23 protein-coding genes and 1 tRNA gene are annotated in these 23,698 nt (G+C 70.6%); 13 read left to right on the top strand and 11 right to left on the bottom strand.

All coding sequences use genetic code 11. The annotated features are described in order from the left end of the window. The first annotated feature begins 77 nt into the window (after positions 1-77). From ABD371_RS28520 to ABD371_RS28510, 3 genes are read left to right on the top strand one after another with little or no spacing between them, the layout of a single operon-like run. Positions 78-773, top strand: coding sequence for a transglutaminase-like domain-containing protein (locus ABD371_RS28520; RefSeq protein WP_344483012.1), 696 nt, complete (start codon positions 78-80; stop codon positions 771-773). After that, the gene (locus tag ABD371_RS28515) at positions 773-1,441 is read left to right on the top strand and encodes a phosphoribosylanthranilate isomerase (protein ID WP_344483009.1); all 669 of its coding nucleotides are present in this window, start codon (positions 773-775) and stop codon (positions 1,439-1,441) included. Before ABD371_RS28520 ends, ABD371_RS28515 begins: the two co-directional genes overlap by 1 nt. Continuing rightward, positions 1,438-2,154: a beta/alpha barrel domain-containing protein gene (locus ABD371_RS28510; RefSeq protein ID WP_344483006.1), complete on the top strand. Its 717-nt coding sequence runs from the start codon at positions 1,438-1,440 to the stop codon at positions 2,152-2,154. Before ABD371_RS28515 ends, ABD371_RS28510 begins: the two co-directional genes overlap by 4 nt. Before the next feature lie 6 nt (positions 2,155-2,160). Here ABD371_RS28510 and ABD371_RS28505 read toward each other — a convergent pair whose 3' ends face one another. After that, the gene (locus tag ABD371_RS28505) at positions 2,161-2,757 is read right to left on the bottom strand and encodes a hypothetical protein (protein ID WP_344483003.1); all 597 of its coding nucleotides are present in this window, start codon (positions 2,755-2,757) and stop codon (positions 2,161-2,163) included. A 144-nt stretch (positions 2,758-2,901) separates the two neighbouring features. On the opposite strand from ABD371_RS28505, the gene ABD371_RS28500 reads away from it, so the two are divergent. From ABD371_RS28500 to ABD371_RS28485, 4 genes are all read left to right on the top strand, one after another. After that, positions 2,902-3,687, top strand: a complete 786-nt coding sequence (locus ABD371_RS28500) for a TetR/AcrR family transcriptional regulator (RefSeq protein ID WP_344483000.1) — start codon at positions 2,902-2,904, stop codon at positions 3,685-3,687. A 130-nt stretch (positions 3,688-3,817) separates the two neighbouring features. Beyond that, positions 3,818-4,678 (top strand): NAD(P)H-binding protein, encoded by an 861-nt coding sequence (locus ABD371_RS28495; protein ID WP_344482997.1) that lies wholly within the window; start codon positions 3,818-3,820, stop codon positions 4,676-4,678. 75 nt (positions 4,679-4,753) lie between these two features. Beyond that, the gene (locus tag ABD371_RS28490) at positions 4,754-5,197 is read left to right on the top strand and encodes an ester cyclase (RefSeq protein ID WP_344482994.1); all 444 of its coding nucleotides are present in this window, start codon (positions 4,754-4,756) and stop codon (positions 5,195-5,197) included. A gap of 26 nt (positions 5,198-5,223) precedes the next feature. After that, positions 5,224-6,111 carry an MBL fold metallo-hydrolase gene (locus ABD371_RS28485; RefSeq protein ID WP_381734968.1) on the top strand — a complete coding sequence of 296 codons (888 nt, stop codon included), beginning with the start codon at positions 5,224-5,226 and terminating at the stop codon, positions 6,109-6,111. 132 nt (positions 6,112-6,243) lie between these two features. Here the strand turns inward: ABD371_RS28485 and ABD371_RS28480 are convergent, their stop codons facing one another. From ABD371_RS28480 to ABD371_RS28470, 3 genes are read right to left on the bottom strand one after another with little or no spacing between them, the layout of a single operon-like run. Further along, entirely contained in the window at positions 6,244-7,128 is an 885-nt protein-coding gene (locus ABD371_RS28480; RefSeq protein ID WP_344482987.1) for an NmrA/HSCARG family protein, read from the bottom strand. Next, positions 7,125-8,000, bottom strand: a complete 876-nt coding sequence (locus tag ABD371_RS28475) for an SDR family oxidoreductase (protein WP_344482984.1) — start codon at positions 7,998-8,000, stop codon at positions 7,125-7,127. Before ABD371_RS28475 ends, ABD371_RS28480 begins: the two co-directional genes overlap by 4 nt. 3 nt (positions 8,001-8,003) lie before the next feature. Further along, on the bottom strand, positions 8,004-8,408 hold the full coding sequence (locus ABD371_RS28470) for an ester cyclase (RefSeq protein WP_344482981.1): 405 nt from the start codon (positions 8,406-8,408) through the stop codon (positions 8,004-8,006). Between ABD371_RS28470 and ABD371_RS28465 the strand changes: the two genes are divergently transcribed. Together ABD371_RS28465 and ABD371_RS28460 are read left to right on the top strand one after the other, a co-directional pair. Then, entirely contained in the window at positions 8,355-8,642 is a 288-nt protein-coding gene (locus ABD371_RS28465; protein ID WP_344483098.1) for a hypothetical protein, read from the top strand. The two genes, ABD371_RS28470 and ABD371_RS28465, sit on opposite strands and share 54 nt — an antisense overlap. Positions 8,643-8,645: 3 nt before the next feature. After that, positions 8,646-9,506: a class I SAM-dependent methyltransferase gene (locus tag ABD371_RS28460; protein ID WP_344482978.1), complete on the top strand. Its 861-nt coding sequence runs from the start codon at positions 8,646-8,648 to the stop codon at positions 9,504-9,506. 67 nt (positions 9,507-9,573) lie between these two features. Here ABD371_RS28460 and ABD371_RS28455 read toward each other — a convergent pair whose 3' ends face one another. The 3 genes from ABD371_RS28455 to ABD371_RS28445 form a co-directional block, all read right to left on the bottom strand. Next, entirely contained in the window at positions 9,574-10,347 is a 774-nt protein-coding gene (locus ABD371_RS28455; RefSeq protein WP_344482975.1) for an SDR family NAD(P)-dependent oxidoreductase, read from the bottom strand. 10 nt (positions 10,348-10,357) lie between these two features. After that, positions 10,358-11,422, bottom strand: coding sequence for a serine hydrolase domain-containing protein (locus ABD371_RS28450; RefSeq protein WP_344482972.1), 1,065 nt, complete (start codon positions 11,420-11,422; stop codon positions 10,358-10,360). Positions 11,423-11,551: 129 nt separating this feature from the next. Continuing rightward, complete coding sequence (locus ABD371_RS28445; protein ID WP_344482969.1) at positions 11,552-12,004, bottom strand: nuclear transport factor 2 family protein; 453 nt, start codon at positions 12,002-12,004, stop codon at positions 11,552-11,554. Between the two features lie 156 nt (positions 12,005-12,160). On the opposite strand from ABD371_RS28445, the gene fabG reads away from it, so the two are divergent. The 3 genes from fabG (at position 12,161) to ABD371_RS28430 (ending at position 15,250) form a co-directional block, all read left to right on the top strand. Further along, positions 12,161-12,946 carry a 3-oxoacyl-ACP reductase FabG gene (gene fabG / locus ABD371_RS28440; RefSeq protein WP_344482966.1) on the top strand — a complete coding sequence of 262 codons (786 nt, stop codon included), beginning with the start codon at positions 12,161-12,163 and terminating at the stop codon, positions 12,944-12,946. A gap of 20 nt (positions 12,947-12,966) precedes the next feature. Further along, complete coding sequence (locus ABD371_RS28435; protein WP_344482963.1) at positions 12,967-13,920, top strand: aromatase/cyclase; 954 nt, start codon at positions 12,967-12,969, stop codon at positions 13,918-13,920. A 508-nt stretch (positions 13,921-14,428) separates the two neighbouring features. Then, positions 14,429-15,250, top strand: a complete 822-nt coding sequence (locus tag ABD371_RS28430; RefSeq protein WP_344482960.1) for an AfsR/SARP family transcriptional regulator — start codon at positions 14,429-14,431, stop codon at positions 15,248-15,250. Between the two features lie 152 nt (positions 15,251-15,402). Here ABD371_RS28430 and ABD371_RS28425 read toward each other — a convergent pair. Further along, positions 15,403-15,476: transfer RNA gene (locus ABD371_RS28425), tRNA-Thr, on the bottom strand. 215 nt (positions 15,477-15,691) lie between these two features. Between ABD371_RS28425 and ABD371_RS28420 the strand changes: the two genes are divergently transcribed. Then, the gene (locus ABD371_RS28420; RefSeq protein WP_344482957.1) at positions 15,692-17,215 is read left to right on the top strand and encodes an MFS transporter; all 1,524 of its coding nucleotides are present in this window, start codon (positions 15,692-15,694) and stop codon (positions 17,213-17,215) included. A 31-nt stretch (positions 17,216-17,246) separates the two neighbouring features. Here ABD371_RS28420 and ABD371_RS28415 read toward each other — a convergent pair whose 3' ends face one another. The 3 genes from ABD371_RS28415 to tmk form a co-directional block, all read right to left on the bottom strand. Further along, complete coding sequence (locus ABD371_RS28415) at positions 17,247-18,803, bottom strand: alpha/beta hydrolase (RefSeq protein ID WP_344482954.1); 1,557 nt, start codon at positions 18,801-18,803, stop codon at positions 17,247-17,249. Positions 18,804-18,990: 187 nt separating this feature from the next. Further along, a complete protein-coding gene (locus ABD371_RS28410; RefSeq protein ID WP_344482951.1) occupies positions 18,991-20,196 on the bottom strand; it encodes a DNA polymerase III subunit delta' in 1,206 nt (401 codons plus the stop codon). A gap of 109 nt (positions 20,197-20,305) precedes the next feature. Next, positions 20,306-23,506 (bottom strand): dTMP kinase, encoded by a 3,201-nt coding sequence (gene tmk, locus ABD371_RS28405; protein WP_344482948.1) that lies wholly within the window; start codon positions 23,504-23,506, stop codon positions 20,306-20,308. Positions 23,507-23,698 lie beyond the last annotated feature (192 nt).

Genomic DNA, 23,698 nt, shown 5'->3' with positions numbered 1-23,698 from the left:
GTCCGCTCCGCCGGTGGCACACCGCCCACCCGCGCCCCTGCCCGAAGCTTGAGAACCACGAGCGGAGAGACGTCACCGTGACGACCCGGAACACCGAGGATCCCAGCACCCTGCGCGCCACCCTCTTCCTCGATCACACATCGCCCGAGGTCCACGACTTCGTCGCGGACGCCCTGCCGGCCGGAGCGACCACCCCCACCGCACAGGCCGTCGCGCTCTACTACGCGGTGCGCGACTCCGTCCGCTACGAGGTGTACGACGCCGATCTGTCCCGTACCGGGCTGCGGGCGAGCACGGTGGCACGGACCCGCGTCGGCATGTGCCTGCACAAGTCGGTGCTGTACGCGGCCGGGCTGCGGTCGCTCGGCGTCCCGGCCCGGCTCGTCCTGGCCGACGTACGCAATCACCTGGCCTCGGATCGGCTCATACAGCTGCTCGGCGGCGATGTGTTCCACATGCACTGTTACGCCTCCGTGTTCCTCGACGGCCGTTGGGTCAAGGCGACACCGGTGTTCAACAAGGCGCTGTGCCGGCTGTACCGGCTGACGCCGCTGGAATTCGACGGCACCGCCGACAGCCTGCACCACTCCTTCGGCCCGGACGGCCGCCGTCACATGGAATTCCTCCGTCACCACGGGGAGTTCAACGACCTTCCGTACGAGCGGGTCCTCGCCGATCTGAGGGCGGCACACCCGAGGCTGCTGAGCACGGACGGCAGCGGATTCGCCGAGGGTTCGCTGGTACGGGAAGCCGAGCCGCCGGGGGCCGGATAGTGCTGGTCAAGTTCTGCGGTGCCACCACCGCGGCCGAGGTGACGGACATGGCGGCGGCCGGGGCCGATCTGGTCGGACTGTGGCACGGCGTGCCGGGCGGCCGGTCCGAGCTGACGGCCGCCCGGCTTGCCCGGCTGTCCGCGCTCGCCCTGGACACCGGGCGGCTCAAACCGGTGCTGGTCACCTTCTCGTCCGACGTCCGAGCGCTGCTGGCGGTGGTGGCGATGTCCCGGGTGCCTTGTGTGCAGTTGCACGGCTTCCAAGCCCCCGGGACCGTGCGCGCGCTGCGCCGGGACGGGCCTTCGGGCCTGGAGATCGTCAAGGTTCTCCATCTGCGTCGGGGCGCATGCCTGGAGGAGCGGCTGACCGGTGCCTACGAACGCGCGGGTGCCGACTGCTTCCTGCTGGACACCGTCAGCTCCGACGGCCGGATCGGGAGCACCGCGCAGCCCTTGGACGACATGGCCGTGTCCGCCCTCGCCGACCGCACAGGACTGCCGTTCCTGCTGGCGGGCGGCCTCCACAGCGGCAATCCGGCCGACTTCGCGGGTGCCCGTGCGCACCCCCGCTTCCTCGGTATCGATGTCGACTCAGCGGCGCGTGCCGACGACGGCCTGCTCCGAGCCGACCGAGCGTCCGTCATCGCCCACGCCTGGAGAGCCGCATGAACAACCGCTTCACCGACGCGCTGGCCAAGGCCGACCGGCCACTGATCATGGAGATCAAGCGGCAGGACGCCGACGGCCGGGATCTGCTCGGCGCTCGTGGGGTAGCCGAAACGGTCGAACGGTTCGAGGCCGCGGGCGCGCCCTGTCTCTCGGTGGTCACGGGGCACTGGTTCGGCGGCTCGGAGAACCTGCTGAAGGACGTCGCCGCCCGTACCGCGCTGCCGCTGCTGCGCAAGGACTTCATCACCAACGGGCGTCAGCTGGAGCGGACCCGGGAACTAGGTGCCTCCGCCGTCCTGCTGACCGCCAGGGTGCTGCCGGCGACGGCACTGGCCCGGCTGACCGATCGTGCCCTGGAGCTCGGGCTGACCCCGTTCGTGGAGGTCGCCGACGAGGCGGAGGTCGCGCTCGTGCGGCGCGGATCCGCATGTGTCGTCGCGGTCAACAACAAGGACATCGCCGCCCGGGAACGGCTGCCGGGCGACCCGGCCCGCAGCCGGACGTTGCTGCCGTCGGTGCGTTCCACGGGCACACGTCTCCCGGTCAGTGCGAGCGGGATCGCCGACCCGGTGACGGCGGCCCGGCTGATCGACGAGGGATTCGCCGGGCTGCTCATCGGTACGGGGCTGTTGCGGGCCCCCAGTGTGACGGCCTGGTGTGCCGCTTTCGACGCCGCGCGGAAGGTTCCCGCCCGCGGCCGGCCGGGCGACTGACCTGCTTCAGCGCCGCCTGCTACCGGCCTGGGCGCGACGGCCACGGGCGGTGCGCCCCCAAGGCTTGTAGATCGAGATCACGGCGGCCACGGTGAGCAGGACGAACAGCGCGGGGACGCTCCACAGGAGGAAGTCGGCGACCCAGCCGGGGTTCGGCGGGCCGTCGCCCACATCGGCCGTCCGCTCCGTGGCCGTGGTGACGATCGGATGGATCACAAACCACGCGAAGATCGTCATGAACAGGGTGATGACCCACTTGACGACGATCCACCAGTGCAGCATCAGCCCCCACTTGGTACCGCAGGAGAGCAGGATGCCGGTGACCGCCGCGGTGACGCTGAAGACCGTCACACAGGTGTCGTCGAACACGTACATCGCGTAGTAGACGCCCTTGGCGACGGCGGGGTCGTCCGTGGTGTACCCCATGGTCCCCAGGACCGCCATGGCCAGCGACAGCCCCACCCAGCCGACCGACGTGACGACATGGATGACCAGTGTCAGCTTTCGCGCTCTGCGGCTGAGCTCGAAGCGTTTCTTGGCGGGATGCTGCCGGCGCGCGCCGGGCGGGCCCGCCTTGACGGCCTTGACGGTTTCCGCGGGCACAACGGGAGTGGAAGAGGACAAAGCGTCGCCTCGCTTTCTGCTGGCTCGGGGTGTTGTGTCGAGCGGCGCTAAACTCTTTACGTTGTAAGGAAAACTCGTTACAGCGTACAGGATTACCACTCCGATGTGAGGTCAGGAACCCGAATGACCGAAGGAAACGACCGGATGGATCCGGCGCGCGCCCTGGCCCTGTTGTGGCGTGAGGGACGGGAGCCGGCCCGGCCGGCCCGCGGCCCCCGCCAGGGACTCACCGTCGACCGCATCGTGCGGACCGCGATCGCCATCGCCGACGCCGAAGGGCTGGCCGCCCTGTCGATGCGCAAGGTGGCCAAGCCGCTCGGCGTCTCCGCCATGTCGCTCTACACGTATGTCCCGCGCCGCGCCGAGCTGGTCAACTGCATGCTCGACGAAGTCCTCGGCGAAGCGCCCTCGCTCGAATCCGCCGGCGACTGGCGGCAGGCCCTGGAGCTCTACGCCCGGAGCAGCATGGACATCGCCCGGCACCACCCGTGGGTACCGCCCCTGGTCTCGTCGCGGATGCTGATGGGCCCCCATGAGACCGCCATGTGGGACGGCGTGCTCGGCGCTCTCTCCGGGGTGGGCCTGGACGAGCGGGAGATGCTCTCCGTCGTCCATCTGCTGAACGGCTATGTGCGCGGCGCGGCGCAGCAGTCGGCCGATGCCGAACAGGACGCGCGGCGCTCCGGCCTGAGCTACGACCAGTGGTACGAGCAGACCGGACCGCTGCTGGAGCGGAGGATCACCGCCGCCCGCTTCCCGGCCCTCACCAGGATCTGGAAGTCGGGTGTCTTCGAGGAGCCGGGCGAGGGGCTCGGGCCCGACAGCGGCTTCGAGTTCGGGCTCCAGCGCATCCTCGACGGTATCGAGCAGCGCATCGCCGACCGCGCCGCGGGACGCGCGGACCGCTGAGAAACCCTCCGCCGCCCGCGGGGCCGGCGCTCCAGCGAGCCTCAGGGGGCGCTCCAGTCCAGTTTCCGACCCTGGTCGGGCAACGGACGAAGAAGCCCCGCGGATCTGGGGCCGACAGGGCGGAGCGAATGTGACGGTTTTGGTGACAGGGGCCACAGGATCCGTGGGCCGCCTGGTGATCGACCTCCTGCTCTCCGCAGGCGTACCGGTGCGGGCACTGACCCGGAACCCGGCTGCCGCCGCGCTGCCGGCCGGAGTCGAGGTCCACGAGGGCGATCTACGGCACCCGCACACCCTGCGCGCGGCGCTGGGGGGCGTCGAGCGCCTCTACCTCTTCCCCGTTCCGGAGAGCGCCCGCGAGGTGGCGGCCATCGCGAGGGAGGCCGGTGTGCGGCGGATCGTCGTCCTCTCCTCGTCCTCCGTACTGGACACCTCGGGCGACAACCACAGCGGAGAGCACCACCGCGCTGTGGAGCACGCCGTCGAGGAGTCCGGTGTCGAGTGGACCTTCGTCCGACCCGGCGAGTTCGCGGCCAATGTCCTGTGGAGGTGGGCCGACTCCGTCCGCACCGAGGACGTGGTGCGCGCCCCCTACGGCGACGCCCCCCGAGTGCTGATCCACGAGGCCGACGTCGCCGCCGTGGCCGCAGCGGCGCTGCTGGAGGACGGGCACGCCGGGCGCTCGTACGTCCTCACCGGCCCCGAAACGATCACACAGGCCGACATGGTGCGCGCGATGGCCGAGGCCATCGGCCGCCCCCTCGCCTTCGAAGAGATCACACCCGAAGAGGCCAGGCAGTCCATGGGCACGTTCATGCCCTCGGCGGTGGTCGAAATGGTGCTGGGCTACCTGGCCGACGCCGTCGCCCACCCGCCCGTCCCCGTGGACACCGTTGAACGCGTCACCGGCCGTCCGGCCAGGACGTTCGCCCAGTGGGCGGCCGATCATGCCGCCGATTTCGCTCCGCGGCGCGAGAAGCCCTCCGCATAGCGGCCGGGCTCCCGGCCCGCTCAGCCCCTCCAGTTTCCCACCGCTCCACCTCCACCGATCCGGAAGGAAACCAGCATGTCCACCAGCCTGACCGGCAAGTCCGTCCAAGAACGCAACAAAGAGCTCGCCCTCTCCATGGTCGCGAGCTGGAACCGCGGGGAGGTCCAGGGAATCGTCAAGCACTGGTCCCCGGACGTCCGGCACTTCTCCGAAGACCGCCCTGTGCCCTCTGAGCCCATGATCAAGGCGATGGAGGGCGCCCTCGTCGGCTTCCCCGATCTGCACCTGGAGGTCAAGTCCATCGTCGCCGAAGGTGACCGCGTCTGCCTGCGGATCACCGTGACGGCCAGCCACCAGGGCGAGTTCCTCGGAAAGGCCCCGACCGGGCAGGCGGTGTCCTGGTTCATGTTGGAGGAACTGCTCTTCAACGAGGCCGGGCAGGTCATCGAGCACTACGACGTCGCCAACTACCTCCCGATGCTGGACAAGCTCGGCCTCGCCCCGTCCCACCAGCTGTGACCACGGCGGTCGGGGCCGTCCCGCACATGGTCGAGGTCGCCGAGGGAGTCCACGCGTACATACAGCCCGACGGCGGCTGGTGCCTCAACAACGCGGGGCTCGTCGTCGGCGACGACGGCCAGAGCCTGCTGGTGGACACCGCGGCCACCGAGCACCGCGCCCGGCTGCTGCGCACCGAGGTGCTGTACCGGTCGGCGGCCCCGCCGCGCGCCGTGGTGAACACCCACTTCCACGGCGACCACACCTTCGGGAATTCCCTCTTCCCCGAGGCACTGATCGTGGCCCACGAGCTCACGCGGACCGAGATGGACTCGGCCGGGCTGCGCCTCACCGGGCTCTGGCCCGAGGTGCGGTGGGGCGATCTCTCCATAGCCCTCCCCGACATCACCTACCGGGAGTCGATGACGCTGCACATCGGAGGGGTGCGCGCCGATCTGGTCCACATCGGGCCGGCCCACACCACCAATGACACCGTCGTCTGGCTGCCCGAACGGCGTGTCCTGTTCACCGGTGACCTCGTGATGTCCGGCGTCACCCCGTTCTGTCTGATGGGATCGGTCTCCGGATCGCTGCTGGCGATGGAGCGTCTCCGGGCCTTCGGCGCCGAGACGATCGTCCCCGGGCACGGCCCGGTCGGCGGCCCCGATCTGATCGACCGCAACGAGGCGTACTTCCGCTGGCTCGAGGAGAATGCCCGGCGGGGTGTCGCCGCCGGCCTGTCCCCGCTTCAGCTCGCCCGTGACATCGGGCCGAACCCGTTCCACCTGCTTCTCGACCCGGAGCGTTTGGTGCCGAATCTGCACCGCGGCTACGCGGAGGCACACGGCGCGGCCCCCGGCAGTCCCCTCGATGTCGGCGCGCTCTTCCAGGAGATGTCCACGTACAACGGCGGTCTGCCCGACTGCCACGCCTGAGCGGCGGCCCAGGCCCTTGTCGTCGGTGGCGGACGCGCGGACCGCCACCGGCGAAGAGCCAGGACCCCGAGGAACCAAGCACCTCGCCCCGGACAGGCAGTCCGCCTGTCCGGGGCAGTGTGGTGTCTTCCGCTAACTGATCTCGATGCCTTTGAGATAGCTCGCGAACGTCATCAGCCCCGGGTTCTCGGCCCGCAGAGCGGGGATGTCCGCACGGTAGCCGTACTGCTGGAGCCACTCGAACATCACGGATATCTCAGAGGCGTTGGGAATGTGCGGATTGGCCGCGACCGCTCCCAGGGGAAGTGACTCGAAGCGCGCCGGCAGACCGGTACGTTCCGCGAAAGCCTCGGCCACCTCGGTCGCCGTCAGCTCGTCACCCGCGATCTCCACCGCCCGTCCCAGATACTCCTCCGGCCGGTCGAATGCCTCCGCGGCGAAGTACCCGATGTCATCAGCGGAGATGAGCTGCACCCGGGTATCGGGTTTCAGAGCCAGCCGGACCACCAGGGTGCCGTTCTCCCGGGTCATGGGGTGAGAGGCGAAGTTGTCCATGAAGAACGTCGGGCGCAGCACGGTGACCGGAGCTCCAAGTCTCCGGAGGTACCGCTCGATACCCCGTTTGGAGTCAAAGTGGGGTACGCCGCTGTGACGTTCCGCGCCTCCCACCGAGCTGTAGACCACATGGCCCACTCCAGCGGCCAGGGCCGCCCGTGCCACGGCGCGGCCCTGGCGGACCTCGCCGCCCAGCCCCGCCGGCGTCATGAAGGTCTGCACCGAGAAAACACCGCTCACACCGTCCATCGCGGCACACAGGGAGTCCTCGTCATCAAGGTCACCGCGGACCAGGGTCACCCCGAGTTCCGCCAGCCGACCGGCCGCGACCGAGTACGGGTCGCGTACCAGGGCCACCGTCGCACGGCCCCGGCGCACGAGTTCGCGCACCACTGCGCCGCCCTGCAGGCCGGTCGCCCCCGTCACGAGGACCGGACCGGGGAGATCCCTGCCGCCGGTCATGGCGTACCCCCCTGAGAGGGAACCGGGCGCTCTGGCACGAACAGCGCCGCATTGTCCGCGGCCCACCGCCGATACGGGCGCGGCCGGCGCCCGGTGAGCTCACGCACCGCCGTCGTCGGCTCCGCCCACGGCACCTCGGGGCTGCGCAGCGCCGCGACATTGGTGACCGCGGCCGCGCGGTCGCCGGTGATTCTGGCGAAGACCTCCACCACCTCTTCGGCCGGTGCCACCGAGAAGTCGAGTTCCCGGCCGAGGACTGTGCCGAGGATCCGCGCCTGCTCACGCGAGGTAAGCGTCTGAGGGCCGGTGAGCAGATACGACCGGCCCTCGTGACCGCTCCGGGTGAGCGCCGCGACGGCCGCCGACGCGATGTCGTACTCGTCGACGGGGGCCCCCGGGGTGTTCCCGATCCAGCAGCGCACCGAGGCGTTCTCCCGGATCGTACTGATCCACCAGGAGGTATTCGCGTGGAACGGACCAGGGCGCAGAAAGGTCCAGGCAGCGCCGGAGTGGAGCACCGCGTCCTCGGCCGCCCGGTGCTCGTCCGCGATGCCGTGCGGCACCGGATGCTCGACGCTCGCCGACGACAGCAGCACGATCCGGCGCAGGCCCGCCCTCCGCGCCGCCGCAGAAACATTGGCGGCTTCCTCCGCCACATCGCCGGAGAGCACGATCAGCGCCGCGGAGACACCGGTGAACGCCTCTTCCAGCGCGGCCGGGTCGGCGGGGCTGCCCGCGACCACGCCGACTCCCCCGGGCAGATCGGCCTTCTCCGGCCGACGGCTCATGACGACTACGCTTCGCCCCTGTTCGAGGAGTTGCCGGGTGGCCTCGCCGCCAACCTTGCCGGTGGCTCCGGTGACCAGAATCATCGGTCACGCCCTCCAGCCCTGGGGTTCCGGCCACGGCGAGCCCAGCTGTCGATACGTGCTCTGGTACTCGGGCCAGTCGCGATGGTCCCGGATCTTCCCGTCGACGAACCGGATCAGATGGATCTGCTCGCCGGAGAAGACCCGCCCGGTCGGGGCCAAGCCGACCAGATCCCCCACATGCCGGCCGTAGAGCACCAGATGGGCCCGGACCCAGTCGCCGCGCTCCTCGATCCGTACCTCTTCGAGCCTGGCCTCGTCGGAGAATGTCATCCGCAGCCATTTGACGGCCAGGGCGAAGGACTCCGGTCCACGGAGATCCATGTGCTCCAGCGTGGCCGGGTTCAAATATTCGTGATGAATATATTCGCCGACGTCTTCCACTTCTCCCGTGTTGTACGCGTTTATCATGCGCCGAACAGCATCCGCCTGACCGCTCATCACATTCCCTCTCGCCTACATGATTTCCATGCCATCCTGCGGCAGCGTTCAGCCACAGACAAGTATCAAATTCACCTCAATATCCGCCCTCCAAAACAACTCAAGCAATCATTGAGCGATTTTCAGCATGGTTTCCAGTGGAGCCCGTGGCCGGGCCTGGACGATGAGGGCTCCCGCTTGATTCGCCGCAGGAAACCGGAGTGAGAAATGGAAACCGCCGCTTACAAAATGAAAGTCACCGACGCCTTCAACGAAGCCGCGTCCACCTATGACCGGATGGGCGTCGAGTTCTTCACCCCCATGGGCCGGCGGCTCGTGGAACGGGTCGGTCCCCGGCCCGGGGACCGGGTGCTTGACATTGGCTGCGGACGAGGTGCCACCCTGCTGCCCGCGGCGCGGCTGATCGGTCCGACGGGCCACGCCCTGGGCATCGACATCGCACCCGCGATGGTCGAGGAGGCCCGGCGCGAGGCAGACCGGCAAGGCGTGGGAAACGTCGAACTGCGGGTGATGGACGGCGAGCACCCCGACCTGCCCGCCCGCTCCTTCGACCTGGCGCTCGGCAGCTACAGCGTGATCTTCCTGCCGGACGCACGGGCCGCGCTCGCCCGCCACGCCGCTCTGCTGACCGACGGCGGCCGGATCGGCTTCACCAGTCCGGTCTTCACCCGTGACACCTTCCCCTTCCTGCCCCCGATGTTCACCGAGCTGATTCCGCTGAGCCTGCTCGGGCACCTGCCCGAGTCCTGGCACCCGGAGCGACTGCACCGGCAGCTGCACTCCTGGCTGGAGCACCCGGCCGACCTGGAGGCAGCCCTCGTACAGGCGGGTTTCACGGATGTGGAGATCGCCGACGAGCCGGTACCGATGACCGCGGTCTCCGGTGACGCGTGGGTCGACTGGTCGCACACCCAGGGGATGCGGCTCCTGTGGCAGCACCTGCCCGAGGCCGAGGCCGCAGCGCTGCGCACCCGTCTCGTCACCGCCCTTGACGCTCTCCGCGACGGCGACGGCCCGGTATCGATCGCGGTGCCGGTCCGCTATGTCACCGCGAGGGTCGCTCGCTGATCCGGCGCACGGAAGAGGGCGGAGGGCCGGGTGACCCCGGCCCTCCGCCCCCGAGGCGCGCCTGCCTTCAGGTCACCGAGAGCGCTCCGTCCACCGCCAGCACGGCACCGTTGGCATATCCGGCCTCGGGCCGGGTCAGCTGCACGATCCACCAGGCGATGTCCTCCGGCCGGCCGACCCGGCCGGCCGGGATCCGCTCAGCCATCTGCGCCAGGAAGGTGTCGTAGGCCGCGGGAGACATCCCCGCCCGTACCCCGACGCCGGTGTCGACCACCCCGGGAGCGATGCCCACGCAGCGGATGCCACGTGGCGCGAGCTCCACGGCCCAGGTGCGGGTGAGGAAGTCCAGGGCAGTCTTGGCCATGCCGTACACGGAACTCTCCGGCCAGGCCCGGTGGCCGAGCGCACCCGCAGAGCCGACGTTCACCACCGTGCCCCGGGTCGCCTCCAGGGCATCCAGAGCGCGCTGGGTCAGAAAGAGCGGAGCGATCAGATTGGTGCCCATCTGAGCCTCGACCGTGGCACGGTCGAGATGCTCAAGCGACGCGAACCCGGCGACGGCGGCGTTGTTGACGAGGACATCGATCCGGCCGAACTCCCGCAGGGCGGCCGAGACGATGCGCTCGGGCGCCTGCGGCGAATGAACATCGGCGGTGAGCCAGCGAATCCCGCCGCGCCCCTCGGCGCTCTCCTTCAGGGGTGCCTCCGAGCGGCCGACGATCAGCACTCGGGCCCCGTCCTCATGGAACGCCCGGGCCGTCGCACGGCCGATTCCGGTGCCGCCACCTGTGACAACGACGACTTTCCCAGCCTGGTCCGCCTCCTGGGCGGAAGGGGACATGAGGGCGACCTCAGAAGCAGACAGCGGTGTTGACACCGCGGATGACGGCCTGTTCGGCTTCCTTGCTGAAATCCTCGTTCAATGTGATCGACAGCTGGACCCGGATTCCCAGGTCGGGTGTGGTCGCCGCGAACGTGGCATACCCGGGAATTCCCGCCCCATGCCCCCACAGATCCAGATCCTTGTCGTTCTGGAGCTTCATCAGCCCCAGGCCGTAACCGATTCCCATGGGAAGGTCCCTGATCATCTCACCGGGCAATGGAGTGGTCATTTCCTTGAACTCCGGCTCCGCGAGCAGCTCCCCGCCGAACAGCCCGACCAGGAAACGGTCCAGATCGGCCGTGGTCGAGATGATCTCGCCCGCACAGCCGGCCTCGGAGGGGTTCATCAGTGTGACGTCCTCCGTTCGGCCGCCGATCCGCATATAGCCGCGGGCATGCGGTCCGGGGATCTCCGGGGCGTCCCCGGGCAGCGTGGTCTCCTTCAGCCCGAGCGGCTCCAGGACACGCTCGCGGATCTCGTCGCGGTACGAACGGCCGGTCACCTTCCCGATGAGCAGACCGATGACGAAGTAGTTGGTGTTGCAGTAGCCGAACTCCTGTCCCGGTTCGAACTCCAGCGGCTTGCCGGCTGCGATGGCGATCAGGCTCTCCGGCTCGTAGTGGTTGTAGCGGTCGCGCAGAAAGCGGTCACCCGGCTTCTGGAACGAGTCGGCGTAGTTGTAGAGACCGCTGGTGTGCTGCAGCAGATTGCGCACGGTGATCCTGTCGCCGCTCGGCAGCAGACCCGGGAGGTAGCTCTCCACGGTGCGGTCCAGCTCGATCCTGCCCTCGGCGACCAGTTGCAGCACCACCACGGAGACGAACGGCTTGGTGATGCAGGAGATCCGGAACCGGCCGTCCTCGGGGACCGGCCGGTCCGTTCCCAGTTCCGCGACGCCGGAGGTCACGACGAAGGTGTGCTCCTCCCGGGTGACCCGGAACTGCACCCCGGCCGAGCCCAGCTCGACCAGCCGGTCCGCCTCGCGCTGGACTGCCTTCTTGTGGGCCAGGGCCTCCGGCCCGTCAATGGTCATCTGTGACATTTCGGAACACCCCAATGTCGTATGGCGATTGATTGCTTCCCTCTGGGCCCGGACAGCAGGGCCTGAAGGGAGACTGGCCGCCCGCGATGGAGGCGCGCACGCGAGCCGCTTGAGCCTCGCTCAGGCAAGGTCGTCGCGGGAGACCCTGCGGGTGGCGACCTGGAGTGCGCCGTCCACCCGGACCAGCCCGTCGTCGCAGACGCACACCCGGTGCACCCGCGACTCCCCGCCCAGCCGCGAGGCATACACCGTCGTATAGGAGCGCACACTGAGCGAACCGTCCGGCTGCTCCTCCACATGGGACATCCCCATGAAGTGCCGGTGGCGAGTACCGCTCTCCGCCAGTTGGGCCGCGGTACGCCGGGCAGCCTCGGCCAGGCCCGCCCGTCCGGCCACAGGCTCGGGCAACGTCGGTACGTCAAAGGTGGCGGCCTCGGTGAAGGTGGCCGCCCACTCGTCGCACGCGCCCTGGTCCAGCAGCTGCATCTGCTGGGCGTAGAACTGCTGCACCTCCGCGTACAGAACGGCGAACGCGCTGGTGGCCTGCGGTCGGGCAGCGGCATGGGTCGTCATGGACATCTCCGTTCGGTTGTTTCCGCCACTCTCCGGCACACGGGTGGAGCGAGCTTCGAAGACGCCTCAAGCCCCTCCCTCAAGTGCCCCCCGTCCGAGCTTCAAGCGATCAGGGACAGAGTCGGCCCCACCATCGCCGCTTCTGGAGGTAGACCGATGACGACAGCGACAAACCCGGTATCCCTGGTCACCGGAGGCACGAGCGGCATCGGCCTCGCCGTGGCCCGGGACCTGGGCCGCCGCGGACACCGCGTCTTCCTCTGCGCCCGCACCGAGAGCAAGGTCGGGCAGACCGTCGAAAAGCTGCGGGCGGAGGGCCTGGAGGTGGCGGGCGCGGCGGCCGACGTACGCTCCTCGGACTCCGTGGCGGCCCTGGTCCGCACCGCGGTCGGCACCTTCGGCCCGATCAACGTCCTTGTCAACAACGCAGGACGCAGCGGCGGCGGTCCCACCGCGGGCATCACGGACGAGCTCTGGAACGACGTCATCGACACCAATCTGAACAGCGTCTTCCTGATGACCCGCGCGGTGCTCACCGCCGGAGGCCTGGCGGAGGCCGGGTACGGCAGAGTCATCAGTGTCGCCTCGACCGCGGGCAAGCAGGGCGTGCTGCTGGGCGCTCCCTACTCCGCTTCCAAACACGGCGTCGTCGGATTCACCAAGGCGCTGGGCAAAGAACTCGCCCCGGCGGGCATCACCGTCAACGCCGTGTGCCCAGGCTATGTGGAGACCCCCATGGCCGAACGGGTCCGCCAGGGCTACGCGGCGGCCTGGGGCACCACGCAGGACGACGTACGCGAGCGGTTCGAGGCGAAAATCCCGCTTGGCCGCTACTCCACCCCCGAGGAGGTGGCGGGCCTCGTCGGCTATCTGACCACCGAGCAGGCCGCCTCCATCACCGCTCAGGCGCTCAACGTCTGCGGCGGACTGGGCAACTTCTGATGCTGAGAGAGGCTGTTGGGATGTCTGCTGGACGAGTTCACCGTACGGAACACTCGATCGATGTGGCCGCCCCTGCGGGCGTCGTCTACGGCATCGTCGCCGACGCGGTCGGATGGCCGCTGTACTTCCCGCCCAGCGTCCATGTGGAGCGGGTGGAGTCCGCGGGCCGGGAGGAGCGGCTGCGCATATGGGCCATGGCCAACGGCCAGGTGAAATCCTGGTCCTCACACCGGGTCCTGGACCAGGAACGGCGACGGGTGGAGTTCCGTCAGGAGCGCTCCGCCGCGCCGGTGAAGTCCATGGGGGGAACCTGGAGCGTTGAGCCACTGGGTGCCGAGAAGTCGAAGCTGGTTCTGCTCCATGACTTCACGGTCGAAGGCGACTCCGCGTCGGACGTGGCGTGGGTCGAGCGGGCGACCGACACCAACAGTTCGGCCGAGCTGGAGAACCTCAAGAAGCTCGCCGAGCGCTGGACGCGCCTGGACGACCTGACGCTGTCTTTCAAGGACTCCGTCCACGTCGCCGGCCCCGCCGACGCTGTCTACGATTTCCTCCACCGGGTGGGCGACTGGCCGGACCTGGTCCCGCACGTCTCACGAGTGAAGGTGGTGGAGGAGGAGGGAGTCCAGGTGATGTCCATGGACACTCGCACCACGGACGGCGCCACCCACACCACCGAATCGGTCCGCGTCTGCTTCCCGCGGACCGGCCGCATCGTCTACAAGCAGACGGTGACACCCGCGCTGATGTCGGCCCACACCGGCGAGTGGCAGATCGTCCCAGACACGTCCGGTGTAACGGTGACCTCGCACCACAGCGTCATCCTGCGCGAGGAGAACATCAAGCAGGTACTCGGGGAGGGCGCCGACATCGCAGAGGCCCGCCGGTATGTGCGCGAGGCCCTCGGCAGAAACAGCACCATGACGCTCAACCTCGCGAAGAGTCACGCGCAGAGAAGCACTTCCGAGGTCTGACCGATAGCACTTCACGTGGTGAGCCTCGCGAGCGAGTCTCACCACGTGAGACATCACCCTCCCCCCGGACATGAACCGAAAGACCTGGTAAAAGAATTAAGAATTCCCTTACATTCCGTCGGCCGGAAGATCGACGGAAGGCAGGGTTCCACTCGGACGACGAACACCCATATACCACCACTCAAATGCCTTGGCGAGCATCCAGCACCACATTCAGGCCACGCCCACGAGGATGCGGGCACGAAAACTCTCGACCAACAGGCCTCCCACCAGGAGCTTCACCTCCCCCACGGGCAGCCTCACCGGCCTGATCACCCCGTAATAGATCAGCCCACAATCAAACAGACCCTCAAAGAATCACTCGGTGAATTCAAAGCGGATAGGCCGTCGAACCCCTACGAATGGACAAGGAATGAGCGCCACCGGGGCCCGGACACTTCACCCTTGACATGATCTTCAGGTTCATCGTTGACTTGGCCCAGTAGACGAGGAAACGGGGGAAAAAACTGTGCACATTCAGATTCTGGGCCCATTGGGAGCGACCATCCGTGGAAAGTCCATCGTTCCGAGTGCGGGCAAGCCTCGGCAGATCCTGGCACTCTTGGCACTCCGCCCGGGCAGGGTCATACCGGTGTCCACACTTATGGAAGAAATCTGGGGAACGGAACCACCCGCGAGCGCATTGACCACACTCCAGACATACATACTCCAGCTTCGCCGGCACCTTGAAACCGCGATGAGCCCGGACTCCTCGGACACCGCGAAGGACGTGCTCGTCACCCGGCACGGCGGCTATCTTCTCCAGGTCGAGCCGGCCTGCACCGATGTACGCGAGTACGAACGACTGGTGGCGACCGCGCAGAGCGCCTTCGACCAGAACCGGGACGAACCGGCTTCCGCCACGTTCCGCGAGGCGCTGGCCCTGTGGCAGGGGCCCGCGCTTGTCGATGTACGGGTCGGGCCGATCCTGGAGATCGAGGTCATGCGGCTGGAGGAGTCCCGGCTGCTCGTCACCGAACGGCGCATCGATGCGGATCTTCGACTGGGTAGACACGCGCAGCTGATCGCCGAACTGTACGACCTGATCTCACGCCACCCGCAGCACGAAGGCCTGCACTCCCAGGCGATGGTGGCGCTCTACCGCTCAGGCCGCCAGGCAGGCGCCCTCCATGTGTACCGCCAGTTACGGAAGCGCCTGATAGAGGAGCTGGGCGTGGAGCCCTCACCTCAGCTGCAACGCCTCCATCAGGCAATCCTCACCGTCGATCCGCGTCTTGACGTGTTCACGAGTTCCCGCCCTGGCTCCACCTTCGATTTCTACGCGGCCTGAGCGGGCTGGAGGCCCGGGGCCCGACTCGATGGCCCCACCCCGGCCCCGGCCTCCCGAGCCACGCGGGCGATCCTCCGGGCACGGCTCCACCCCACAGCCCCGGAAAAACGAAAAACCCCAGGTCACGGCGAGTGAGTCCTGAGGTTCTTCAGAGCCGCCTTCGGGATTCGAACCCGAGACCTACGCATTACGAGTGCGTTGCTCTGGCCAACTGAGCTAAGGCGGCAAACTGCCGATAGAGCCGTCCCCACAGAGGGAGGTTCTCATCAGCAGCGGCACCAAGTCTACAGGCTTGTTTCGGGTGCCACGGACCACCCCGGAGCGGTCTCGCGGGGCTGCGACCTGGCTCTCGACTTGCACACGGCGGGGGAGATCCCTCAATACTGGCCGAGAAGTACATAGGCGGGCATAGCGCTACTTTCACCCCGAAGGGATGGAGCCGTGGCCCAAGCCGTGAACTCCGGGGGCAGCACGGAGGACAGCCCGGGGGCCGGGCGGTGGGCGGTGCTCGCCGTGTTGTGCGCGAGTCTGCTGTTGGTGGCGATGGACGCGACGATCTTGAATGTGGCGCTGCCGTCGCTCATCGACGATCTGCGGCCGAGCGCGATCGAGCAGCTGTGGATCATCGATGTGTACGGGCTGGTGCTCGGCGGGCTCCTGGTCACCACGGGGGCGGTCGGGGACCGGTACGGGCGGAAGCGGCTCTTCATCGCGGGAATCGTGATCTTCGGGCTGGCGTCGGTGGTCGCCGCGACCGCCGAGACCACGTGGCAGCTGATCGGTGGGCGGGTGCTGCTGGGGATCGGGGGCGCGATGGTGATGCCGTCGACGCTGTCGCTGATCAGGAATGTCTTCGCGGACGCCCGGGAGCGCGCCCTCGCCATCGGGATCTGGGCGGCGGTCGCCGGGGCCGGGGCCGCGATCGGGCCGCTGGTCGGCGGGGTGCTGGTGGAGGAGTACGGGTGGGCGGCGGCCTTCTGGGTCAATGTTCCGGTGGTCGTGGTGACCGTGGTCGCCGGGCTCTGGCTGCTGCCCGAGTTCAAGGACGCCGGGCACGGGCCGCTCGACCGGGTGGGGGCGGTGCTGTCGGTCGTCGGGATCGTGGCGCTGGCCTGGGGCATCAAGCACGTGGCGAAGGGGAGCCCGGGCGCGGTGGACATCGTGGTGCTGGCGGCCGGGATCGCGGCCCTGTGGCTCTTCGCCCGCCGACAGCTCACGCTCGCCGATCCGCTGCTGGACGTGCGGCTCTTCAAGAACCGCACCTTCACCGCCGCCGCGCTGGTCATCCTGATGGCGATGCTGGCGATCGGCGCGGCGCTCTTCCTGGTCTCGCTCTGGCTCCAGTACGTCCACGGCTACTCCCCCTCCCAGGCCGGGCTGCGCACGCTGCCCGCCGCGCTGGCCATGCTGGTCGGGGCGCTGCTCGCGCCGTGGGCGATGGAGCGGGCCGGGGTCAGAACGGTCATGGCGGTGGGGCTGAGCGGGGTGGTCGCCGGTTTCCTGGTGCTCGCGCTGTCCCCGGAGCCCACCACGTACGGCTATGTCGCCGCCGTGCTGGTGCTGCTCGGACTCGGCGACGGGATGGCGATCACCACCGCCTCGTCGGTGCTGGTCTCCTCCGTCCCCGCCGAGCGCGCCGGGCAGGCGGGCGCGGTCTCCGAGACCAATTACGAGCTGGGCGTCGGCCTCGGGGTGGCGCTGCTCGGCTCGATCCACGGCGCGGTGTACGCCTCGCACATGGCCGGGCAGCCGGAGCCGGCGCGCGAGTCGATCGGCGGGGCGTACGAGCTGGCCACCAGCGAGGGCGGCGGCGCGGGCGAGGCGGTGCTGGCCGCCGGGCGGGCCGCCTTCGACAGCGCGCTGACGACCACGGCGTTCGTCTCGGTCGGGATCGTCGGCGCCGTCACCCTGCTGGTGGTGTGGCTCGTACCCGGTGGCCTGCGCGCCAGCGCCGGCCACCACTGACGCCGGCGGACGCGGGCGGACACGGGCGGGCTCAGCGGCAGCGCTTGCCCTTCGGCGGAACCGTGCCTTCCAGCAGATAGGCGTTGATCGCCGTGTCGACGCAGTCGCTGCCCCGGCCGTACGCGGTGTGGCCGTCGCCGTCGTAGGTGAGCAGCCTGCCCGAGGAGAGCTGCGAGGCGAGCCCGCGCGCCCAGGCGTACGGCGTCGCCGGGTCGCGGGTGGTGCCCACGACCAGGATCGGGGCCGCGCCCTCGGCCTCGATGCGGTGCGGCTTCCCGGTGGCCGGGGTGGGCCAGTACGCGCAGTTCAGGGCGGCCCAGGCGAAGCCCCGGCCGAAGACGGGCGAGGCCTTCTCGAACTCTCCGAGCGCGGCCGAGGCCTGCTTCGGGCCGGTGAAGGCGGGCGGCAGGTCCAGGCAGTTCACGGCGGCGTTCGCGTACATGAGGTTGGAGTAGGAGCCGTCGGGGTCGCGCTCGTAGTAGCTGTCGGCGAGGGTCAGCAGGGCGGCTCCGTCGCCCTCCATCGCGGCGGCCAGCGCCTCGCGCAGCTGCGGCCACGCGCCCTCGTCGTACATCGCGGCCAGCACGCCCGTGGTAGCCAGCGCCTCGCCCAGCTGCCTGCTCTCCCCGGTGGGGACCGGCCGCGCGTCGAGTTCGGCGAAGAACTCCTTGAGCCGGGCCGAGGCGTCCCGCTCGGAGCCGGTGCCGAGCGGGCAGTCCGCCCGCTCGACGCAGTCGGCCGCGAAGGACTGGAACGCGGTTTCAAAGCCGGCCGTCTGGTCCCGGTTGACCTGGCGGGCGGGGAGCGCCGGGTCCAGCGCGCCGTCGAGCACGAGCCGGCCGGTGCGGGCGGGGAACAGCTCGGCGTAGGTCGCGCCGAGGAAGGTGCCGTACGAAGCGCCCACGTACGTCAGCTTCCGGTCGCCCAGCACGCCCCGCAGCACATCGAGGTCGCGGGCCGTCTCGACGGTGGAGACATGCGGCAGGACCGTGCCGGAGCGCTTCGCGCAGCCCTGCGCGAACTTCTGGAACGCGCGGGTGAGGAGGGTGGTCTCGGCGGCGTCGTCCGGGGTCTGGTCGGTCTGGGTGTACGCGTCCATCTCCTTCCCGTCGAGACACTCCACAGGCTCGCTGCGCGCCACCCCGCGCGGGTCGACGGCGACCATGTCGTAGCGGGCGCGGACCGGGGCGGGGTAGCCGATGCCCGCGTACATCTGGAGATAGCCGACGGCCGAGCCCCCGGGGCCGCCGGGGTTGACCATCAGGGAGCCGAGCCGCTTCCCGGGGCCGGTGGCCCGCTTGCGGGCGACGGCCAGCCCGATGGACTCGCCGCCGGGCTCGGCGTAGTCGAGCGGCACCTTCAGCGAGGCGCACTGGAAGCCGGAGGCCCCGCACTCGCGCCAGGAGAGCTTCTGCTGGTAGTACGGACGGAGCTTCTCGGGCGGCTCGGCGACGGGCACGGCCCCCGCGCTGTCAGGGGTGGACGCCGAGGCACTGGACGAGGAGCCCCCTCCCGTGCACCCGGAGGCCAGCAGGGCCGCTGCGGCCACCGCGAGGACGGAACTGCGGAATGTGCGCCTTGGGTCCATCCCCGGAGCGTAGGGGACGATGCGCGAGGAATGCCGTTTTCCGCCCGGACGGGTGAAGCGCGTCGTTGACGAGGGGAGGGGACGGGGACAGCGAGTACGGGGGACGGGCGTGCGGTACGGGCCCGGCGGGGCCGCCGACGCGGACGGCAGGCGGACGTCGGCCCGGGGAGCGTCGGCCCGGGGAGCGTCAGCCCGCGCGCAGGGCCATCGTCATCGCCTCGACCGCCAGCAGCGGGGCCACATTCGCCTCCAGCGCGCCCCGGCAGGCGACCACGGCCTCTATCCGGCGCAGGGTCCGCTCGGGGGTGGAGCCCCGGGCGATCCGGTCGAGCGCGTCCCGTACGTCGCCGTTGGCGATGGCGATCTCCGAGCCCAGCTGAAGCGCGAGCACATCGCGGTAGAACCCGGTCAGATCACTGAGCGCCAGATCGAGGCTGTCGCGCTGGGTACGCGTCTTGCGGCGCTTCTGCTTCTCCTCCAGCTCCTTCATCGCCCCGGCGGTGCCGCGCGGCATCCGGCCGCCCTGGCCCGCGCCGAGCGCCGCCTTCAGATCCTCGGTCTCCTTGACGTCGGTCTCCTCGGAGGCCTGCTTGGAATCCTCGGCGGCGGCGTCGATCAGCTCCTGGGCCGCCTTGAGGCACGCGCCGACGTCGTCGACCCGCAGGGGCAGCTTCAGCACGGTGGCCCGGCGGGCGCGGGCCCGCTCGTCGGTGGCCAGCCGGCGGGCCCGGTCGATGTGCCCCTGGGTGGCCCGCGCGGCGGCCTGGGCCCGCTCGGGCTCGATGCCGTCGCGGCGGATCAGCACATCGGCGACGGCCGAGACCGGGGGCGTACGCAGTGTCAGATGGCGGCAGCGGGAGCGGATCGTCGGCAGCACGTCCTCCAGCGAGGGCGCGCACAGCAGCCACACGGTGCGGGGAGCGGGCTCCTCCACGGCCTTCAGCAGGACATTGCCCGCGCCCTCGGTGAGCCGGTCGGCGTCCTCCATGATGATCACCTGCCAGCGGCCCACGGCCGGGGAGAGCTGGGCGCGGCGGACCAGGTCCCTGGTCTCCTTCACTCCGATGGAGAGCAGGTCGGTGCGGATGACCTGGACATCGGCGTGGGTGCCGATGAGGGCGGTGTGGCAGCCGTCGCAGAAGCCGCAGCCGGGGATCCCGCCCAGGGCCCGGTCGGGGCTGACGCACTGGAGCGCGGCGGCGAACGCGCGGGCGGCGGTGGCCCGCCCGGAGCCCGGGGGGCCGGTGAACAGCCACGCGTGCGTCATCTTGGAGGTGTCGGGGGCCTGCTCGCCCTCCGCCACGGCGGTGACCAGCGCATCGGCGTCCCGCGCGGCGGCGGCGAGCTGCTCCTGCACCCGCTCCTGACCGACGAGGTCGTCCCACACGGCCATCTGACGTCACCTGCCTTGTGTGCTGCCCACCCGCCATGGGCTCCCCATGGCTCTCCCATTGTGGGGCAGAGGTCTGACAACGCCTTCCCGCCGGCTGCCCCGGACCTGCTCAGCGCCGCCGGGGGCGGCCGTCCTCGTCGTCGCGCGGGCCGCCCAGCAGCTCGTCCGCCAGCGTCGGCAGATCGTCGAGCGGGGTCTCCTCGGCCCAGTCCGAACGCCGGCGCGGACGGCCCGTCTCCGGGTCGATCTGCGGAAGCTCACGGGTGCGGTCGTTGGAACCGCCCGAACCCCGCCCATCGCGCCCGCCCCGCTCGTCCCGCCCGCCCCGCCCGCCGCCCTGCTCGTCCCACTCGTCGCGGAAGAACCCGGGCGGCACCCGGTCCGCCGGCCGCTCGTCGCGCACCGCCGGAAGGATCGCGGTCTGCTCGGTCGGCGAGAAGGACGGATCCGGTGCGAAGGCCGCATCCGGCTTCGCCGGAACCCTCGGCACCTGCTGGGTCTCGTCGTCCGGCCGGACGACGGGCGTGGCCACGGTGGCCGCGTCGGCCGACGGATCCCTGTCCCCCGGCCGCACCACCGGCGTGGTCACGGTCGTCTCATGGGCCGCGGCCTCGGCAGCCGCCGCCGCCTTCACCGCCGCCGCCTTCGCGGCGGCCCGCTCGCGCTCGGCCTCCCGCTCCGCCTCGCGCCTGGCCTCCTCGACGGCCGCCTGTCGCGCCTCCTCGGCGCGCAGCAGGGCCTCCTCCGCCCTGCGCTGCTTCTCCAGCCGGCGCTCCTCCGCCTCGGCCCGGAGCCTGGTCTGCTCCTCCGCGAGCTTGCGCAGCCTCTCCTGCTCGTCCAGCCGGGCCTGCTCCTCCGCCTCGCGCCTGCGGCGCTCCTCGTCGGCGAGCCGGCGGGCCTCCTCGGCGCGCTGCCGGGCCTCCTCCGCGAGCCGTTCGGCCTCGCGCTGCCGCGCGGCCTCCTCCTCGGCCTTGCGGCGGGCCTCCTCCTCGGCGCGGAGCTTGGCGAGCTGCTCCTGGCGCTCGCGCTCCAGCCGCTCCTCCTCCGCCTTGCGCGCGGCCTCCTCCTCGGCCTTGCGGCGGATCTCCTCCTCGGCCTTGCGCCGCGCCTCCTCCCGGGCCCGGATCTCGGCCTCGGAGAGCGGAAGCATCCGGTCCAGCCGATGGCGTACTACCGTGGTGACGTCCTCCGGGTCCTGCCCGGCGTCCACCACCAGATAGCGGGCCGGATCGCTCGCCGCCAGCGTCAGAAAGCCCGCGCGGACCCGACGGTGGAACTCGGCGGGCTCCGACTCCAGCCGGTCGGGGGCCTCCGTGAAGCGTTCCCGCGCGGTCTCCGGGGAGACGTCCAGCAGGACGGTGAGATGCGGTACGAGGCCGTCCGTGGCCCATCGGGAGATCCTGGCGATCTCGGTCGGCGCGAGATCGCGGCCGGCCCCCTGGTAGGCGACCGAGGAGTCGATGTACCGGTCGGAGATCACGATCGCGCCCCGCTCCAGCGCGGGCCGGACCACCGAGTCGACGTGCTCGGCGCGGTCGGCCGCGTACAGCAGCGCCTCGGCGCGGTTGGAGAGACCGGCGGACTCCACGTCCAGCAGGATCGAGCGGAGCCGCTTGCCGATCGGGGTCGCGCCCGGCTCGCGGGTGACGACGACCTCGTGGCCCTTGTTCCGGATCCACTCGGCGAGCGCCTTGGCCTGGGTGGACTTGCCCGCGCCGTCGCCGCCCTCCAGGGCGATGAAGAAGCCCTTGGCGGAGGTGGCCTGGGCGGGGTCCGCGCCCCCGCGGAGCGCCTCGCCCAGATCGCGGCGGAGCGGCACCCCGGCGCGGTCGTCGGTCTTGGCGAGGACGACCGCGGCGACCGGCAGCAGCAGCGCGCCGGCCAGCATCAGGGCGAAGGCCGCGCCGCCGTGGGCGAAGACGAAGTCCCCGGCGGCGAGGCGGTGCGGTCCGATCGCGGCGGCGAGCAGCGGGGCGGTGATCGCGCCGAGCGCGACGGCGACCCTGACGACCGCCTGGAGGTGCTCGGTGGTCCTGGCCCGCCGGGGGGCCTCGGACTCCTGATCGATGAGGGCGTGGCCGATGTTGGCGGCGACGCCCGCCGACGCTCCGGCGAGCAGCGCGAGGAAGAGGACGGTCGCGGTGTCCGGGACCAGTCCCATCGCGAGCAGCGCGATTCCGGTGGCGGCGAGCGCGAGGGCGAGCAGCCGCCGGCGGGACAGGGTGGGCAGTACGGACTCGGCTCCCCGGATGCCCACGGCCGTGCCGCCGGTCAGCGCGAGGACGAGCAGCGCGAAGGCGACGGGCCCGCCGCCGAGGTCGACGGCGTGGAGCACGGAGACGGCGACGGCCGCCGAGATCGCCGCCGCGACCGCCGCGCAGGCGAGGACGAAGACCGGCAGGGCACCGGTGCGCCCCTTGTCGGAGCCGCCCTGCGGGGTGGACGGACGGCGCAGGCCCTCCAGCGGCGAGCGGGGGCGCGGGGTGGCCGCGCCGGGCAGTTCGACGAAGGCGAGGATCGCGAGGGAGGCGGCGAAGAGGCCGGCCGCGACATAGGAGCCCAGGGCGGCCTGGTGCAGCGAGAACCACTCGATGCCGGTGCCGAGCAGATTGCCGATCAGGGTGGCGACGAGCAGGACGGCCGCTCCGGCGGGGACGGCCGCGAACGCGGTGCGCAGCCACAGCCGGCGCAGTACGTCGAGATGGTCGGGGAGCGGCCGTACGGCGGCTCCCTCCAGCGGCGGCGCGGGCAGCAGCGCGGGGGCCGCTCCCTCGCGGGCGACGGTCCAGAACCGTTCGGCGGCGGCGAGGACGAAGACACTGCCCAGCAGGACCGGGACGGCCGCGCCGGGCGTCCAGTCCAGCCACAGCGGGGCGACGATCAGCAGCGCGAGCCGTACCCCGTCCGCGCCGATCATGGTCCAGCGGCGGTCGAGCGGCCCCTTGGCGGAGGTGAGCGCGGTGAGCGGGCCGAGGAGCACGGCTCCGAAGAGCACCGTCGCGAGGACGCGCGCGCCCAGCACGGCGGCCACCGAGAAGGCCGCGCCGCGGTATCCGCCGCCGAAGGTGCCTTCCGAGACGGCGGCCTGAAGGGTCAGCAGCAGCAGGACGAAGACGGCGACGGCGTCTCCCACGCCTCCGGCGGCCTGGGCGTTCCAGAGCCTTCGGAGCGGCGGGATTCTCAGCAGGGCGCGCAGCGCCCGCTCGCGGGAGTCCGCGGTGAGTGCGTCGGAGTCGTCGGTACCGGTGATGGTCTCTGCGACGGGGCTCACGACCGCCTGCTGATCGGCTGGCTGCTCGGATCGCGTCATCCGCCCAGCCTATCCGGACCGCGCCGCTGCTCGCGGGGGTGCGGGAATACGCCAAGGGGCGGCGGACGGTTCCGGGCGGCCCGCCGTCACCCCTCGCACGCCGCCGGGAGCACCCCGTACACATCACCATGGAACACCGCTTCCGGTGCACAAGCGGCGGGATCGGCCGTTACGGGGTGATCCCGGACGGGT

The sequence above is a fragment of the Streptomyces amakusaensis genome, from assembly GCF_039532665.1.
Lineage (GTDB): Bacteria > Actinomycetota > Actinomycetes > Streptomycetales > Streptomycetaceae > Streptomyces > Streptomyces amakusaensis.
This window is presented reverse-complemented; position numbering and strand designations above follow the sequence as displayed.